Here is an 18628-nt window from a genome sequence, read left to right as displayed (position 1 = left end):
GCCGGCAGTTGACCTACTGGACGGGCAAACTCGCAGGCCTTCCCGAGGTCCTGGAACTGCCCTTCGACCGTCCCCGCCCGCTGGTCGCCTCGCAGCACGGCGGACGCGTGCGAGAGACGATCCCCGCAGTCGTCGGCGAACGAATTCGCGCTCTCGCTCACGACGCGGGCGTCACCCCGTTCATGGTCGTGCATGCCGCGCTCGCGGTCCTCCTGGCGCGCCTGTCGGCGACCGAGGACATCGCGATCGCGACGCCGATCGCCGGACGCGGCCAGCGCGCGCTCGACCCGCTCGTGGGCATGTTTGTCAACACCCTGGTGTTGCGTACCGAGGTCCGACCGAACATGAGCTTCGCCGAACTGATCGAGCAGGTCCGCGAGACCGATCTCGAAGCCTTCGCCAACTCCGACGTCACCTTCGAGACCTTGGTCGAACGACTCGACCCGGTGCGCTCCGAGGCCTTCGCCCCGCTTGCACAAGTCATGTTGACCTTCGGACAGACCGCCATTCCGGAACTGGCCACCGACACCACCTCCGCTTCCGTTGCCGGTCTGCTCATCGAACCGGTCACCGACCCCGACCCAGCTGCCAAGGTCGACCTGACCGTCGGCGTCACGGCTCCGGAAGGTGCGGGCGACTGGCCGCTCGAGATCGTCTATGCCCGTGATCTGTTCGGCGAGGAGTCGGCGACCAGGCTCGTCCGACGGTTCGTCGGCCTTCTGGGACAGCTCGTGACCGACATCTCGGCATCTGTGGCTACGGCCACGTTGCTCGAACCGGAAGAAGTCACCGAGATACTCGCGCGCTCGCGCGGTATCGACTTGGCGATGCCGGTCACATCCTTGACCGAAGCCCTGGGCCGACACGGACGGGCCGCCCGCGAGGGCATCGCGGTGGTTCATGGCGGCCGACGGGTTACCTATCGCGAATTCGACTCTCACGTAGCAGGTCTCGCGCGTGAACTACTAGGCCTCGGTGTCGGACCCGAGGTGCCGGTGGCAGTATGCATCGACCGCGGACTCGACATGCTGGTGGCTATTCACGCCGTTGTTGCGGCCGGCGGGCACTACGTGCCGGTGGACACCGCCGCGCCGCGTGATCGCGCCGTCTACATGCTCGAGACCGCAGGCGTCGGGATCGTCCTCATCGGACCGCGCCCGGTGGACACCGATCTGTCCGGCCTCGACGACGTCCGTTTTGTCACCGTCGACACCGCTCGCGACCCCGGGTCGGACATCGCGCCGATCACCGACGCCGACCGGGTCCGACCGATCCGCGGCGACGACCCGGCTTACACCCTCTTCACTTCCGGTTCGACCGGTCGGCCGAAGGGCGTGACGGTCTCGCACCGCGCGATCGTGAATCGCCTGGACTGGATGCGCGACTGGTACGCGATCGGACAGGCAGACGTCTTCGTGCAGAAGACGCCGATCACCTTCGACGTCTCGGTGTGGGAACTGTTCCTTCCGTTCGAGGTCGGAGCGACCCTGGTGATTGCTGATGCCGGCCGGCACGGCGACCCGGAGTACCTCGCCGATCTGATCGGAACACAACGGGTCACGATCATTCATTTCGTGCCGTCGATGCTGTCGGTGTTCCTCGACGTTCTCGGGGACAGGACGGGTGACCTCGCGTCGCTGCGACTGACATTCACCTCTGGTGAGGCGCTCACGGTGGCGGCCGCCCGATCGCTGCTCGCCGCGCTACCGGGCAACGAGTTGCACAACCTCTACGGTCCGACGGAGGCTGCGGTCGACGTGACCGCCCACCACGTGCAACCGGGCGAGGATGTCGTGCCCATCGGCGTACCGGTGCCTAACACCGCGACATTCGTTCTCGATGCGCGGCTGCAACGCGTACCGGCGGGCGTGCCGGGCGAGTTGTACCTCGGCGGAGTGCAACTCGCGCGCGGGTACTCCGCACGGCCGGGACTGACCGCCGAGCGTTTTGTCGCCAATCCGTTCAGCTGGACCGGAGAACGTCTCTATCGCACCGGTGACCTGGTGCGTTGGAATACAGAAGGGCAGCTGGAGTATCTGGGTCGTACCGACTTCCAGGTGAAGTTGCGCGGACAGCGCATAGAGTTGGGCGAGATCGAGTCGGTCATCGCGACCGCACCTGGAGTCGTGCACACTGCCGTGACGGTGTACTCGACACCGGACACCGGAGAACACCTCGTCGCCTACGTGGCAGGGGCCTACGGATCACGGGTAGACCTCGATGCGGTGAGGGACGTCGTGGCCCGATCGCTTCCGGCGTACATGCGGCCCACCATCTGGGTTCCCGTCGAGGAGATGGTGCTCAACACCGCAGGCAAGATCGATCGACGCGCACTGCCCGAGCCCGAGCTCGTCGCGGCATCGGCCGCCGAGTTCGTCGCACCGGCGGATGAGTTCGAGGCCGAGGTGGCGGAGGTGTTCGCCGGGGTCCTCGGTCTCGAGGCGATCGGCGTCACGACGAGCTTCTTCGACCTGGGTGGTAACTCGCTGTCCGCGACCCGCCTGGCGTCACGGGTCGCGGCCGCGTTGGGTACCCGAGTGACCGTCCGCGACGTATTCGATGCGCCGTCGGTGCGGGAACTCGTCGCCGCAGTGGCTGATCGCGGCGCAGATCTTCCACCAGTGACGACAGTGTCGCCGCGGCCGGATCGGATCCCGCTGTCCTTTGCGCAGCAACGGCTCTGGTTCATCAACCGGTTCGAACCGGGTGAGGCGATGCACAACATCCCCGCGGTCCTGCGGATGCGCGGTGGCCTCGATGTCGAGGCACTGCGTACGGCACTGGTGGATGTGGTCTCTCGTCACGAGGTGCTGCGAACCACGTTCCCGGACGAGGCCGGTGTGCCATATCAACTCGTCCATCCCGAGTCCTCGGTCGTCGAGCACCTCGATTGGCTTGTCGTCGACTCCGAGGCCGACCTGGTCGACGGGGCGACCGCCGGCTTCGACGTCACCTCCGAATGGCCGATCCGTGCCCGTCTGTACCCCGTCGCCGACGATGAGCACATCCTCGCCATCGTCCTGCACCACGTCGGCGCGGACGGCGAGTCGCTGTCGCCGCTGGTGTCCGACCTGGTCACCGCCTACACCGCGCGGGCCGCCGGTCAGCAGCCCGAATTCGCCCCGCTCCCAGTGCAGTTCGCTGATTACGCGATCTGGCAGCACGAGGTGCTCGGCTCGGTCGACGATCCCGAATCCGTGGTTGCTCGTCAACTCGCCTACTGGACAACTCAGCTCGCAGGCCTGCCCGACGTCCTCGAACTACCCGCTGATCGGCCGAGGCCCGCCGTCGCATCCGGTCGTGGTGCGCGCGTCGGCGTCGACATCCCGGCCGATGTCGCCAGTGCTGTCGCCGATCTCGCCCGTGCGGGTGGAGTGACTCCCTTCATGGTCGTGCATGCTGCCCTCGCAGTGCTGCTCGCACGACTCTCGGCGACGGACGACGTCGCGGTGGGCACGCCGATCGCCGGTCGAGGCCAGGAAGCGCTCGATCCGCTGGTCGGCATGTTCGTCAACACGCTCGTCCTGCGGACCGGCGTCGACGGTGGCCGGTCGTTCCAGGAATTCCTCGCGGATGTTCGCGAGACCGACCTGAGCGCCTTCGCTCACGCCGACATCCCGTTCGAGACCCTCGTCGACCGACTCAACCCGGTTCGCTCCGAGGCGTTCTCGCCACTGGCGCAGGTGATCTTCTCCTTCGACCCGGCCGCGTCGGTGACCGAAGCTCTCGGCGAGGCCGGCGGACTGACGGTCACGCCGTACGATGACGTGGCCGCGATGGCGCAGACCGACCTGTGGATCACGGTGTCGTCTCGCCCGGTCGGCCAGGTATGGCCGATGTCGATCACCTATGCCACCGACCTCTTCGAGGAAGCGACCGTCGTCGAGTTCGCCGACCGCTTCACCCGCTTGCTCGCCGCGTTGACCGCGGCTCCGGGAACCGCAGTGGGCGACGCGCCCTTCGTCGCGCCGGCGACGGTGGCCGAGATCGAGACCGCCGAATGGGGCGATCCCGTGGAGTTGCCGGCCGTGCAGACGGTCAGTGACGCCGTGGCCGCGCAGGCCCGACGCACACCCGACGCGACCGCGCTCGTCTTCGGTGAGCGTGAGGTGACCTATGCGGAGTTCTCGGCCCGGGTCAACACGCTCGCCCGTGCCCTGATCGCCGCCGGGGTCGGTCCCGATGTCGCTGTGGCGCTGTGTGTTCCGCGATCGGTCGAGATGATGGTGGCCATCCATGCCGTCGTCGCCGCCGGTGGTCAGTACGTACCCGTCGACGTGGCCGCACCCGCGGACCGCGTTCGCTACATGTACGAGACCGCCGGTGCGCGAGTGCTGCTGGTCGCCGACGCGGACGGGGTACCCGGCGCGGTGAACGCCGCGCACGAGGCCGGGGTCCGTGTCATGACCGTCGATGCCTCGGCACTGCTGGACGTCGACGCGGCGTCCGCTGCCCCGGTGTCCGACGAGGAGCGACTCGCGCCGCTGCGCCCGGACGATGCGGCATACACCCTCTTCACCTCCGGGTCGACCGGGCGTCCGAAGGGTGTGACCCTCTCACACGCGGCCGTGCTCAACCGCCTGTGGTGGGGCCTGGACGCGCTGCCGATCGGCCCCGACGACGTCGTGATGCAGAAGACGCCGTACACCTTCGACTGCTCGGTGCCGGAACTGTTCGCGCCGTTGGCGATCGGCGCGCGCGTGGTCGTCCTCGCCGACGGTGGTCACCTCAATCCGCGGCAGGTGGCCGACGAGATCGCCCGCACCGGCACGACGATGGTGCACTTCGTGCCGTCCATGCTCTCGGTGTTCCTCGAGGTCGTCGACCGCGAACAGCTCGCCGCGCTCGACACCCTCCGGATCGTCTCGACCACGGGTGAGGCGTTGCCGCCTGCGGTCGCGGCACCGGTGCGCGAACTGTGGCCGGATGCCTGGTTCTTCAACCTGTACGGCCCGACCGAGGCCGCGGTGGAGATCACGTTCGAGCGGATTCACTCCGTCGCCGCGGATGATCCGACGGTGCCCATCGGCGTTCCGGTCTGGAATTCGTCTGCAGTGGTGTTGGATTCGCGGTTGCGCCGCGTCCCTCCCGGCGTGCCCGGCGAGCTCTACCTCGGCGGGGTCCAACTCGCCCGCGGTTACGCCGCCCGCCCGGACCTCACTGCCGAGAGATTCGTCGCCGACCCGTACGGCGAGCCGGGCTCGCGTCTGTACCGCACCGGCGACCTGGTGCGCCGCCGTCCCGATGGCGTGCTGGAGTATCTCGGCCGCACCGACTTCCAGGTCAAGCTGCGCGGACAGCGCATCGAACTCGGTGAGATCGAAGCGGTCATCGCGTCGGCGCCCGGCGTCGTGCACACTGCGGCGACGGTGGCCACGGCGCCCGGTGGCGGCGAACACCTCGTCGGTTACGTGGCGGGGGTCCCGGGCGAGCGTCTCGACATCGACGCGGTGAAGTCCGTTGTCGCGGCGTCGCTCCCGGAGTACATGCGGCCCAGCGTGTGGATGCCCGTCGAGGACATCGCGCTGAACACCGCAGGCAAGATCGACCGTCGTGCACTGCCTGAGCCGGTGTTCTCCGCCGGTGAGTACGTCGAGCCCGCCGATGAGTCGGAGGCCGCGGTGGCGGCCGTGTTCGCCGACGTCCTCGGCCTCGACCGCGTGAGCGTCACCGACTCCTTCTTCGACCTCGGTGGCAACTCGCTGTCGGCGATGCGGTTGGCCGCGCGCGTCGGTGAGGTCACCGGCAGCGAGATCTCGGTCCGCGACCTGTTCGACGCGCCGAGCGTGCGGGAACTGGCCCGTGCCAGCGCCGATCTCGACGCAGCCCGGGCGCCCATCGTCGCGGTCAGTCCGCGTCCGGAACGCATCCCGCTGGCCTTTGCGCAGCAACGGATGTGGTTCGTCAACCAAGCCGATACCACGTCGCCGGCCTACAACATCCCGGTGGTGCTGCGTCTGTCCGGTTCCCTCGACGAAGACGCCCTGCACGCCGCTCTGATCGATGTCGTATCGCGACACGAGTCGCTGCGGACCACGTTCCCGTCCGTCGAGGGGACGCCGTATCAGAAGATCAACCGGGCGTCGTCGGTCGCCGCGCGTCTGGACTGGGATGTGGTCTCCTCGCAAGATGAGATCGAGGCCGCGGTGTCGGCCGGCTTCGACGTCTCGCGCGACTGGCCGATCCGCGCCCGGATCTGGGAGGTGGCGCCGGATGAGCACGTGTTCGCGGTCGTCACCCACCACATCGCCTCCGACGGTGAGTCGATGATGCCCCTGGTGAGCGATGTCGTCACCGCTTATCTGGCCGAAACCGCCGATGCCGACCCGGATTTCGCAGAACTCGAGGTCCAGTTCGCCGACTTCGCGATCTGGCAGCACGACGTGCTCGGCTCGCCCGACGATCCGGAATCCGTTGTCGGTCGCCAGCTCGCCTACTGGGTCGAGCGGTTGGCCGGTCTGCCGGACGTGATCGACGTGCCCACCGACCGGCCCCGCCCGGCTCGTGCCAGCCAGCGCGGCGGACGCGTCTCCTTCACCGTGCCGGCCGAGGTCGGTGACCGGATCGCGCGCGTCGCGCAGGACACCGGCGCCACGCCCTTCATGGTCGTGCACGCGGCGTTGGCCGCGCTGCTCTCGCGCCTGTCGGCGACCGACGACATCGCGATCGGCACCCCGGTCGCGGGTCGAGGTCAACGCGTGCTCGATCCGCTGATCGGCATGTTCGTCAACACGCTCGTGCTGCGCACCAGCGTCGACCTCGACCGCGGCTTCGCCGACCTGCTCGAGGCCACCAGGGAGGCCGATCTCGGCGCGTTCGCGAATGCCGATGTGCCTTTCGAGATCGTCGTCGATGCCGCCGGTGCCCAGCGGTCGGCGGCCTTCGCTCCGTTCACCCAGGTCTGGCTCACCTTCGACCAATCCACCCTGCCGGAGCTCGCCGGCGCCGACCTGTCGGTGGGAGAGGTCGCCGGCCTCCAGGTGAGTGCGGTGGACACCGGTCAGACCCCGGCGCGCGTCGACCTGCTCATCGGGATGACCCAGCCGGGCCGCGGCGAGGAGTGGGCGGGCACCATCACCTACGCCACGGACCTGTTCGACGAGTCGACCGCGGTCCGCCTGGGCGAGCAGCTCGTCGGACTGCTGACCGAGGCCGTCGACGATCCCCGGACCCCGCTGCGGCAGATCACCCTCGGCGACACGATGTCGCTGGCCGAACTCGCCCGCGCCGCAGCGCAACCCGAGCCGGAGCGCACAACGGTGTCGATCGCCGACTCCGACGCGGTCGTCACCGGGGGACCGGGAACCGAGCCGGTCGTCCTGGGCGATCTGTTCGCCCGGGCCGCCGCGAAGTGGGGTCCGCGTCAGGCCGTCGTCGACGCCGACAACGTCTGGCTGTCCTACGCCGATCTCGACGCGCGGTCGAACCGCCTGGCGCGCTGGCTGATCGGTCAGGGCATCGGCCCGGAGAAGCTGGTCGCACTGGCGATCGGCCGCTCCGCGCAGCTGCTCACCGCGATCTGGGCGGTGGCCAAGACCGGTGGTGGGTATGTGCCGATCGACCCGGACTATCCCGCCGAACGGGTGGCGAACATGGTCGAGGACTCGGGCGCGATCCTGGGCCTGGCCGTCCAGGCGTCGGGAACCCTGCCCGGGGAACGCTTCTCGTGGCTCAGTCTCGACGACGCCACCCTGTCCGCCGAGATCGAGGCACTGTCCGATGCGCCGATCACCGCTGCGGATCGTCGTGCGCCGGTACGGGTGGACAACGTCGCCTACGTGATCTACACCTCCGGCTCCACCGGGCGACCGAAGGGTGTCGCCGTGACCCACTCGGGTCTGGCGAACTTCGCCGCGGAGGAGATCCGGCGCTCGGGCGCCGACGAGTACTCGCGGGTGCTCGGCTTCGCCTCGCCCAGCTTCGACGCGTCGGTGCTCGAGTACCTGCTCGCGATCGTGTCCGGCGGCGTGTTGATCTACCGCCCCGCCGACGCGGTCGGCGGCCCGCCGCTGCAGGACCTGATGATGCGACAGGCGATCACCCACACGTTCCTGACGCCGACCGTGCTCGCGACCATCGAACCGCAGGCGGTCCCGGCCCTCCGGGTCGTGTATGCCGGTGGCGAGGCCGTGCCGCAGGCGCTCAAGGACAGCTGGGCTCCGTTCCGGCGGATCCAGAACCTGTACGGCCCCACCGAGACCACGATCGGCGTCACCATCAGTGCGCCGATGGCGGTGGGCGAGCCGGTCTCGCTCGGCGGCCCGCTCGCCGGCGTGGGCTTGATGGTGCTCGACGCGCAGTTGCGTCCGGTCCCCATCGGGGTCGCGGGTGAGCTGTATGTCAACGGCGGTGCGCTGTCGCGCGGATACCTCGACCGCCCTGGCCTGACCGCCGAGAAGTTCGTGGCCAACCCGCACGGGCACCCGGGTGACCGGATGTATCGCACCGGTGACATCGTGCGGTGGAAACAGGATTCCACCGGCGCCCCGGTCATCGAGTACTCCGGGCGCAGCGACGACCAGGTGAAGCTGCGCGGGCTGCGCATCGAACTGGGTGAGATCGAGGCAGTTCTCGCCGAGCACCCGGCAGTCCGCTCGGCCGTGGTCGTCGGTGTCGGCGGGTCGGTCGCCACCGCGCTGGCCGCCTATGTGGTCGCCACGGGCGCCGACGTCGATCCGGCCGAGCTGAGAGCATTCGTCGGCGAACGACTTCCGGCGCACATGGTGCCGGCATCGGTGGCGGTGCTCGACGAGCTCCCGCTCACCCCGGTCGGCAAGCTCGACAAGGCGGCGCTCCCCGCACCGGTGATCGAGGTCGGCGAGATCGTGGCCCCGGAGACCGACCAGGAAGCCGCGGTCGCCGCGGTGTTCGCCGAGGTCCTGGGCATCGACCAGGTCAGCGTGACCGAGTCCTTCTTCGACCTCGGTGGCAACTCGCTGTCGGCGACGCGCGTCGCCGCCCGGGTGGGCGAGGTGCTCGGCGTCGAGACCTCGGTGCGCGACCTGTTCGAGGCGCCGACTGTGCGTGCGCTGGTGGGCGAGGTGTCCGGACACGCGGAGGCGCTGCCCCCGATCGTCGCGAATGCCGAACGGCCGGAACTCGTCCCGCTGTCGTTCGCGCAGCAGCGGATGTGGTTCATCAACCAGTTCGATCCGTCGCTGCCGACCTACAACATCCCGGTGGTGTTGCAGGTGACCGGACCTCTGGACACCGGCGCACTGCATCAGGCGATGGCCGACGTGGTGGGGCGCCATGAGGTCCTGCGCACCACCTTCCCGTCCGTCGAGGGGGCGGCGTATCAGCTGATCCACCCGCGCGAGCAGATCGCCGAACGCCTCGACTGGGGCATCGTGGCGGATCAGCACGAACTGGAGAGCGCGATCGTCGCGGGCTTCGACGTGAGCGCCGACTGGCCGGTCCGTGTGCGGGTCTGGCCGGTCGAATCGGGGCGGTCCGTGGTCGCAGTGGTCGTCCATCACATCGCAGCCGACGGCGAATCGATGAATCCGCTCCTGGCCGACGTGATGAACGCCTACGACGCGCGGGTCGCCGGGCGGGCACCCGACTTCGAACCGCTCGAGGTCCAGTTCGCCGACTTCGCGCTCTGGCAGCACGATGTCCTCGGCGACGGGTCCGACCCGGACTCGGTGATCGGCGCCCAGTTGTCCTACTGGGCAGACAAACTCGCCGATCTGCCCGAGGTGCTCACGCTGCCGTTCGATCGGCCGAGGCCGCTCGTCGCCTCGCAGCGGGGCGGCCGGGTCGGTGCGGTGATACCGGCCGAGATCGGCGACCGCGTGCGCGACCTCGCTCGCGAGGCCGACGCGACGCCGTTCATCGTGGTACATGCGGCGCTCGCGGTTCTGCTGGCGCGTCTGTCGGCGGGGGAGGACGTGGCGATTGCGACGCCGGTGGCCGGACGCGGCCAGCGTGTCCTCGACCCGCTGGTCGGTATGTTCGTCAACACCCTCGTCCTCCGCACGCAGATCGCCCCGTCGATGACGTTCGCCGAACTCCTCGAGCAGGCGCGCGAGACCGATCTCGAGGCGTTCGCCAACGCCGACGTCGCGTTCGAGACGCTCGTCGAACGACTCAACCCCGTGCGATCCGAAGCGTTCGCACCCCTCGCACAGGTGATGTTGACCTTCGGCCAGACCGCGATACCTGAGATGGGAGCCGACACGGCGCCGGCCTCGGTCGCCGGTCTTGACATCGAACCGATGTCGCCCGCGGACCCGCCGGCGAAACTCGACCTCACCGTCGGTGTCACCGTCCCCGAGGGCGACGGCGACTGGCCGCTTGAATTCGTGTTTGCCCGGGACCTCTTCGATGAGGACACCGTGGCTCAGCTGGCCCGCAGGTTCGTCGCGATCCTCGATCAGCTGACGGCGCGGACCGAGGCGCCGGTGGCCGAGGCGGCGCTCCTCGAACCCGCCGAGGTTGCGGACATACTGCGTCGGTCCCGTGGCACCGAGATCGTCATCGCAGCGGAATCCGTTGTCGCCGGGGTAGAGGCCGGCACTACCCGGCATCCCGACACGATCGCGCTGACCTTCGCTGACCGTGAGCTGTCTTATCGCGAATTCGGAGCCCGGGTCGCAGATTTGGCGCGCGAGCTGCTGGCGCTGGGCGTCGGTCCCGACGTCGCGGTGGCGGTGTGCATCGATCGCGGCGTGGAGATGGTCGTGGCGGTCCACGCGGTGACCGCGGCGGGTGGACAGTACGTGCCCATCGACACCGCGGCCCCGGGCGACCGCGTGCGCTACATGGTCGAGACCGCGGGCGCGCGGGTCCTCCTCGTCGGACCGCGGCCCGTGGCGGCCGACCTGTCCGGTCTCGACGACGGGATCCAGCGCGTCACCGTCGATTCGACCCGCGACATCGATCCGTCGACTCCGCCGGTCACCGACGCCGAGCGCGTGCGGCCGATCCGCGGTGACGACGCGCTGTACACCCTGTTCACCTCGGGTTCGACGGGACGGCCAAAGGGCGTCACCGTCTCGCACGCGTCCGTGGCCAACCGGTTGTGGTGGGGACTCGACGAGTACCCCTGGACCCTGGGCGATCGCATCATCCAGAAGACGCCGTACACCTTCGACGTCTCGGTGCCGGAGTTGTTCGCGCCGTTGCTGACCGGGGCGACGATGGTGATCGCCGAACCGGGCGGTCACGCCGACCCGCTCTACATCGCCGACCTGATCGCGTCCAGCGGTGCCACCTCGGTGCACTTCGTCCCGTCGATGCTGTCGGTGTTCCTCGATGTCGTACCGGCCGAGACGATCTCGCGCCTGGGTACGCTCCGCTGGCTGTTCGCCTCCGGTGAGGCGCTACCGCCCGCGGTGGTGGCCCGTGCCCACGAGCTGCTGCCACACGTGCGGATCGTGAACCTGTTCGGTCCCACCGAGGCGGCGGTCGAGGTGGCCTACGCCGACGTGACCCGGGCACCGTCGGTCGTGCCGATCGGCGTGCCGGTCTGGAACACGACCACCCATGTGCTCGACGCGCGACTGAATCCTGTCCCGACGGGAGTCCCGGGTGAGCTCTATCTCGGTGGCGATCAGGTGGCACGCGGGTATGCCGCGCAACCGGGATTGTCCGCCGAGCGCTTCGTGGCCGACCCGTTCGGCCGGCCCGGCTCGCGGCTCTACCGAACCGGTGATCTCGTGCGGTGGAACACCGACGGGGAGATCGAGTACCTCGGCCGCACCGACTTCCAGGTGAAGCTGCGCGGCCAGCGCATCGAACTGGGCGAGATCGAGTCCGTCGTCGCGGCCGCGCCCGGCGTCGTGCACGCCGCGGTGACGGTGGCCGACGCGCCGGGGGGCGGACAGCATCTGGTCGCCTATGTCGCGCCGTCGACCGTGGACCTCGAGGTCCTGCGCGACGCGGTGACACAGGCACTCCCGGAGTACATGCGTCCGACACTGTGGATGCCGATCGACGACGTCGTGCTGAACAGCGCGGGCAAGCTCGACCGCCGCGCCCTGCCCGCCCCCGACTTCGCGGGGCTCGACGCCGATCACGTCGCGCCCGCCAACGCGACGGAGGAGACCCTGGCGAGCATCGTGGCGGGTCTGCTCGGACTGGAGCGGGTCTCGGTCACCCAGTCGTTCTTCGCGCTCGGCGGCGACTCGATCATGTCGATCCAGCTCGCCTCGGCGGTTCGCGCGGCCGGGTTCACGCTGACACCGCGAGACATTTTCGAGCAACGGACCATCCGGGCGATGGCCCGCGTGGTCGCCGGCGAGGCCCACCGCCTGCCGGCGCTCGACGAACCCGCGGGCGGCGCGCACGGCGACCTGCCGCTGCTGCCGGTGATGTCGTGGATGATCGAACACTCTTCGGAGCCGGGCGATTTCGCGGACTTCTCGCAGTACCGGGTGCTTCATGCACCGTCGGGGCTCACCGTGGACGCGTTGTCGGAGTTGCTGTCCGAGCTCATCGCGGTGCACCCGATGCTGTCCGCGCGTCTCACCCGCAACGGTGACCGCTGGCGACTCGTCGCCGGTTCCGGCGTGAGCCCAGATGGTTCGGGAACCGATGGCCCGAGCGCAGCGCCGTACGTGTTCGCGCGGTCCTCGGCCTCGTCGGTGGGTACCCCCGGCCACGACGAGGATGTGCGCGCCGCGCATGGCGAGGTGCTGGCACACCTCGATCCGTCGACCGGTGTACTCGTCGCGGCGGGCATCGTCACCGACGTCGACGGCGTCGGCCGAGTCGTCTTGGCGATCCACCATTTCGGTGTCGACGCGGTGTCCTGGCCGATCATCGTCGAGGACCTGGTGACCGGATGGGCGCAGCGGGCAGCGGGTCAGCCGATCGCCCTGCGTGCCGAGGCGACGTCCGAGCGGGCGTGGGCCCACGCGGTCGGCGCACAGGCCGACCGGCGCGCCGCCGAGCTGCCGTACTGGCTCGAGCGGCTCCCGGCCCGGCCCACTGATCTCGGGATCGACTTCGACGCGTCGCGGGACCGGTTCGCCACCGAGGTGTCGGTGGTCCACTCGTTCGACGCGCAGGTGACCGAGGCCGCGCTGACCTCGGTGCCGGAAGCGTTCCGCGGCAACGCCAACGACGTCCTGTTGGGAACGTTCGCACGGGCGGTCCGGTCGTGGCAGGCCGCGCGCGGCATCGCCGACGTCGCACCCGTGACGGTCCTGGTCGAGGGCCACGGTCGCAAGGACGAGATCGTCACCGCCGACGGCGAACGCGCCGTCGACCTGTCCCGCACGGTCGGCTGGTTCACCACGATCGCCCCGGTGGCCGTCGATCCGTCCGCCGACGTCACCCATGCGGTGAAGTCGGCCAAGGAAGAACGCCTCGGGCAACCCGACGGCGGGCTCGGATTCGGTGTGCTGCGCTACGGCGCCGACACCGAGCTGGCCCAGCGTCCGCTGCCGAGCATCGGGTTCAACTTCTTCGGCGCCGGCCGAGCCGGACGTCCCGCGGCCGAACCCGCGCACGACGTCATCCCATTCACCGGCGCGCCGAGCGCACCGGGGATGCCGCCGTCGGTGTCGGGCGCGATGGTCGCGCTGAACCCGTTGAGCGTCAACGTCGGAACGCGGAGCGACGGCGAAGCCCGTCGTCTCACTGCCAACTTCACCTTCCCGTCGGCTCTGTTCGGCACCGACGACATCACCGCACTCGCCGAACTGTGGGCGGCCGAACTCGCCGCTGTCGCAGAGCACGTCGCGACGGTCGGCGACCCGGGCCGGTCGCCGGCGGACGTGCCGGGCACGCCGGTCACGCAGGATGAACTCGACGCCCTCGCGGTGCGTTTCCCGGGTGCGGACGTCTGGCCGCTCACGCCGCTGCAGGCGGGTCTGTACTTCCAGTCGCAGATGGCGGCGCGCGACCCGTCGGGCGCCGACGATGTGCCCGCGGCGGGAGCCGGCAGCGTGGACGTGTACGTCACCCAGGCCGTCCTGCATCTCGGGGGCGACGTCGACCGATCGCGATTGCGGTCGGCCGCAGCGGAACTGGTGGCGCATCATCGCGTGCTGCGCAGCGGATATGTGCGTACCCCCGGTGGTGCGCTGGTGACCGTCGTGCCCCCGCGCGCCGACCTGCCGTGGTCCGAGGTGTCCCTGGACCCGGGTCTCGACGACGTCGACGTCGCACGACGGGTGCGTGAGATCGCCGACGCCGAACGGATCACGCCGTTCGACCTCGAGGCACCGCCGCTCATGCGGTTCGTCGGTGTCGAGCACGCCGCCGGTTCCGAGACGACACTGAGCCTGATCGTGACCAACCACCACATCCTGCTCGACGGCTGGTCCGGGCCGCTGGTCCTCGCGGACCTGCTCGCGCTCTACGCCGGGGTCGGCCCGTACACGGCCACCATCGCCGCGGAGACCGACTTCGGCGATCACGTCCGGCGTCTCGCCGCCACCGACCGGGCCGCGGGTCTCGCCGCGTGGCGGGAGGTGCTGTCGCCGCTCGAGGAACCGACGCTGGTGTCCGGCGTCGAGGAGGCCACGACCACCTCGTTGCCGCGCAACCACGAGGAGTGGATCGACGCCGAGACGACGGCCGCGATCAACCGGGTCGCCCGCGAGCGCGGCGTCACGGTCAGCACGATCCTGCAGTTCGCGTGGGCGGTACTGCTGTCGCGTATGACCGGTAACCGGGTCGTCGCCTTCGGTGAGACCGTGTCGGGCCGCCCGTCCGACCTCGACGGTGTCGAGGGCATGGTCGGCCTGTTCATCAACACGGTCCCGAGCGTCGTCGACGTCGACCCGAACGCCGCCATCGGTGACGTGCTCGCCGCGATGCAGGCCGACAAGGTCGCTGTCCTCGACCATCAGCACGTCGGCCTCGCCGACCTCACCGCGCTGGCCGGGATGGGTGCCCTCTTCGACACCCTCACCGTGTTCGAGTCGTTCCCCGTGGACTCCGACTCGCTGTCGACGGCGGACACGTCGCTGGCCGGCGGTCTGCAGATCGTCGGCGTGGATGCCGACGACGCGACGCACTATCCGCTCAACCTCGCGTCGTCACCGTCGGGAGACCGCCTGCTGCTGAAGCTCAAGTACCTGCCGTCGGCCTTCGCCGACGACCAGGTGCGCGTGTTCGGTGCGGCACTGCGCGAGATCCTGCGGACGACCGTCGACGATGCGGATCGGCCGACCTCGGCGATCGCCCTGCTCGACGCGGCGGCAGCCGCCGAACTCGCCCCGGTGAACGGTCCGGCGGCGCCGGAGCCGCAACTGCTGGGCGAGGTCTTCGCCGACATCGCGGCCACGCATGCCGATACCGTCGCGGTCACCGACGGCACCGGCGCATCGCTCACCTACGCCGAGCTCGACGAGCGCTCGAATCGTCTCGCGCGGTGGATGACCGGTCGGGGGATCGGCGTCGATCACGTGGTGGGGCTCGCGGCGGGACGCTCCGTCGACCGTCTGGTCGGGCAGTGGGCCTTGGCGAAGCTGGGTGCGGCGTACCTGTCCGTCGACCCGACGCTGCCCGCCGATCGCATCGCGCACATGATCACCGATTCCGGTGTGCGACTGGTCATCACGTCCGATCGACGAGGACCGGATTCGGGCGTCGACGTCCCGGGCGACGTCGAGTCGATCGATGTGCACACCCTCTCCGAGGCGGTGCGCGAGGTCGATGGCAGTCCGCTCACCCCGGGTGAGGTGTCGGGTGCCCCGCGTCTCGACGCGCTCGCCTACGTCATCTACACCTCCGGCTCGACCGGTGTGCCCAAGGGTGTCGCGGTCACCCATCGTGGTGCACACGCCTTTGCGGTCGCCGAGGCGCAGCGGTTCGGTATCCGTCCGGGTTCACGTGTACTCGGTTACGCCTCACCGAGTTTCGACGCCTCGGTGCTCGAGTGGCTGCTCGCCTCGACCTCGGGTTCGACGCTGGTCTACCGGCCGGACGAGGCCGTCGGCGGCGAGGTGCTCACCGGATTCCTCCGCGAGCACGCGCTGACGCACGTGTTCCTGACACCGAGTGTGCTGGCGACGGTCGAACCCGACGAGCTGCCCGCACTGCGGATGCTCGCCTCGGGTGGCGAGGCGGTCTCGGCCGCACTCGTCCGCGCGTGGTCGCACCGGGTCGCGTTCCACAACGCCTACGGTCCGACGGAGACGTCGGTGGCGGTCACCATCAGCGGTCCGCTCGATCCGGACGGACCGGTGACCATCGGCGCGCCCGTGCCGGGTACCGGTCTGCTGGTCCTCGACCAGCGCCTGGCGCCGGTGCCCGTCGGGATGGCCGGCGAGCTGTACGCCACCGGCGTCTCGCTGGCACGCGGTTACCTCGGGCGCCCGCAACTGACCGCCGAACGGTTCGTGGCGTCCCCGTTCGGGGTGCCCGGCGATCGCATGTACCGCACGGGCGACCGTGTCCGGTGGGTGCGCTCGGCGTCGGGTGAGCTGGTGCTCGAGTACCTCGGACGGTCGGACGACCAGGTGAAGCTGCGCGGCCTGCGCATCGAACTCGGCGAGATCGAGAACGCGCTGACCTCGCATCCTGCGGTGAAGACCGCGGTGGTGCTCGGGGTCGGCGGGTCGGTCGCGTCGTCGTTGGCCGCCTACGTGGTGTCGGCGTCGGAGGCGCCTGCCGTCGACGTCGGCGAGCTGCGCGACCATCTCGCGGATCAGTTGCCCACGTACATGATCCCGGCGACGATCACGGTCCTCGACGCCCTGCCGCTCACCCCGACGGGCAAGCTGGACAAGCAGGCCCTGCCCGCCCCGGAGATCGCGGCGGACGACCTCGTGGCCCCGGAGACCGCGGCCGAGGCGCGCGTCGTGGCCGTCTTCGCCGACCTGCTGGGCGTCGACGCGGTGTCAGTGACGGGTGACTTCTTCGCCCTCGGCGGCAACTCGCTGTCGGCGACCCGACTGGCCGCACGCGTCGGCGACGCGTTGAACGCCGACATCGGCGTCCGGGACGTGTTCGAGTCGCCCACCCCGCGGGCCCTGGCCGCTCTCGGAGAACACCGCGGCGGGTTGCGCGCTCCCGTGATCCGGGTCGAGCCCAGACCGGCCGAGATCCCGCTGTCGTTCGCGCAGCAGCGGATCTGGTTCATCAACCGCCTCGACCCGGCGTCGGCGGCGTACAACCTGCCGATCGGTGTCGAACTCGGCGGCGAGCTCGACGTCGAGGCCCTGAGCGCGGCGATCGGCGACGTCGTCGCCCGGCACGAGATCCTGCGGACCACCTTCCCCGCCGTCGACGGCCGGCCGACGCAGGTCGTCCACGACGCCGACGGTCCGGCCGCGCTGCCCCGGCTCGTCGAATGTGCCTCGGAGGCCGAGCTTCTCGACGCGCTGTCGGTCGGTTTCGACGTCACCACCGAGGTGCCCGTCCGGATCCGGTTGTGGCAACGCGGCGAGGGTTCGTGGGTCCTGCTCGCGGTACTGCATCACATCGTCGGTGACGGTGAGTCCATGCGGCCCTTGATGGCCGACGTCGTGACCGCCTACCGCGACCGGGCCGCGGGCCGGACACCGGACCTGCCGCCGCTGCCGGTCCAGTTCGCCGACTACGCGCTGTGGCAGCAACGCGAGCTCGGGGCGGTCGACGATCCCACCTCGGTGGTCGGCCGGCAGCTGTCGTACTGGCTGCGACAGCTCGCCGGGGTGCCCGACGTGCTGGAGCTACCCGCCGACCGGCCTCGCCCGACCGTGGCCTCGATGCGGGGCGCGCGGGTGGACTTCGAGATCCCGCACGAGGTCGCGACGCGGATCTCGGTCCTGGCGCGTGAGCGCGGGATGACGCCGTTCATGGTGGTGCACGCGGGCCTGGCAGTACTGCTGGCACGTGTCACCGCGACCGACGACATCGCGGTGGCGACGCCGATCGCGGGCCGGGGACGAGCCGAGATCGACCAGCTGATCGGCATGTTCGTCAACACCCTGGTCCTGCGTGCCGAGGTCGACCCGTCGATGAGTTTCGCGGAACTGCTCGAGGAGACCCGGGTCGTCGACCTCGATGCGTTCACGAACGCCGACGTGCCGTTCGAGACGCTCGTCGAACGTCTGAACCCGACGCGGTCGAGGGCGTTCTCGCCGCTCGCACAGGTCATGCTCACGCTGACCAACGCGGGCAGCGGGTCGCCGGTGCTTGAGGCCGAGGGGCTGCGGGTCGCGGCACTCGAGTCGCCGGTCACGTCGTCGCAGCTCGACCTGACGGTCGCGGTCCTCGCGCGGCCGGACCGGTCCTGGTCGGCGTCGATGGTGTACGCGACGGATCTGTTCGACGAGGGGACCGTCGAACTGCTCGCGCAGCGCCTGGTTACGCTCCTCGACGGGCTCACCGCCCGACCGGATGCCGCGGTCGGGGAGTGTCCGCTCGTGACGCCCGCGGAACGTGATCGCGTGCTGGCGTGGTCGGCGGGTGCCGCGACGCGGCCGACCGGTGCGACCCTGCCGGGCATCATCGGATCCCGGCAGCCCGGCGCGGGGGAGCCGGGAGTCGGCGAGAACGGTGTGACCGGCCGCGAGGTCGGGTACAACGGTCGCGGCGGGTACAACGGCCTGAACGGGGACGCGGGTCGCTACGGTGACGATGGTTCCGACGGCAGTGGTCCCGGTGGGGATGACTGAGCGGAGAGAACACCCGGGGCGCAGCGAACACACGGGGGGAATGGGGAACGCAGGACGAGACGGCA

1 protein-coding gene (cut by a window edge) is annotated in these 18628 nt (G+C 69.9%); it reads left to right on the top strand.

What is annotated here, in order from left to right; genetic code table 11:
• Positions 1-18563, top strand: the end of a protein-coding gene (locus B1818_RS14330; RefSeq protein ID WP_254859689.1) for a non-ribosomal peptide synthase/polyketide synthase. The gene continues 23371 nt to the left of window position 1, outside the view; only the last 18563 of its 41934 coding nucleotides appear in the window; its start codon lies off the left edge, out of view; it ends in the stop codon at positions 18561-18563.
• Positions 18564-18628 lie beyond the last annotated feature (65 nt).

This window comes from Gordonia sp. IITR100 (genome assembly GCF_002009645.1).
Classification (GTDB): Bacteria; Actinomycetota; Actinomycetes; order Mycobacteriales; family Mycobacteriaceae; genus Gordonia; species Gordonia hongkongensis.
The sequence above is the reverse complement of the archived record's forward strand: the minus strand, read 5'-3'. Positions and strand labels throughout refer to the sequence as shown.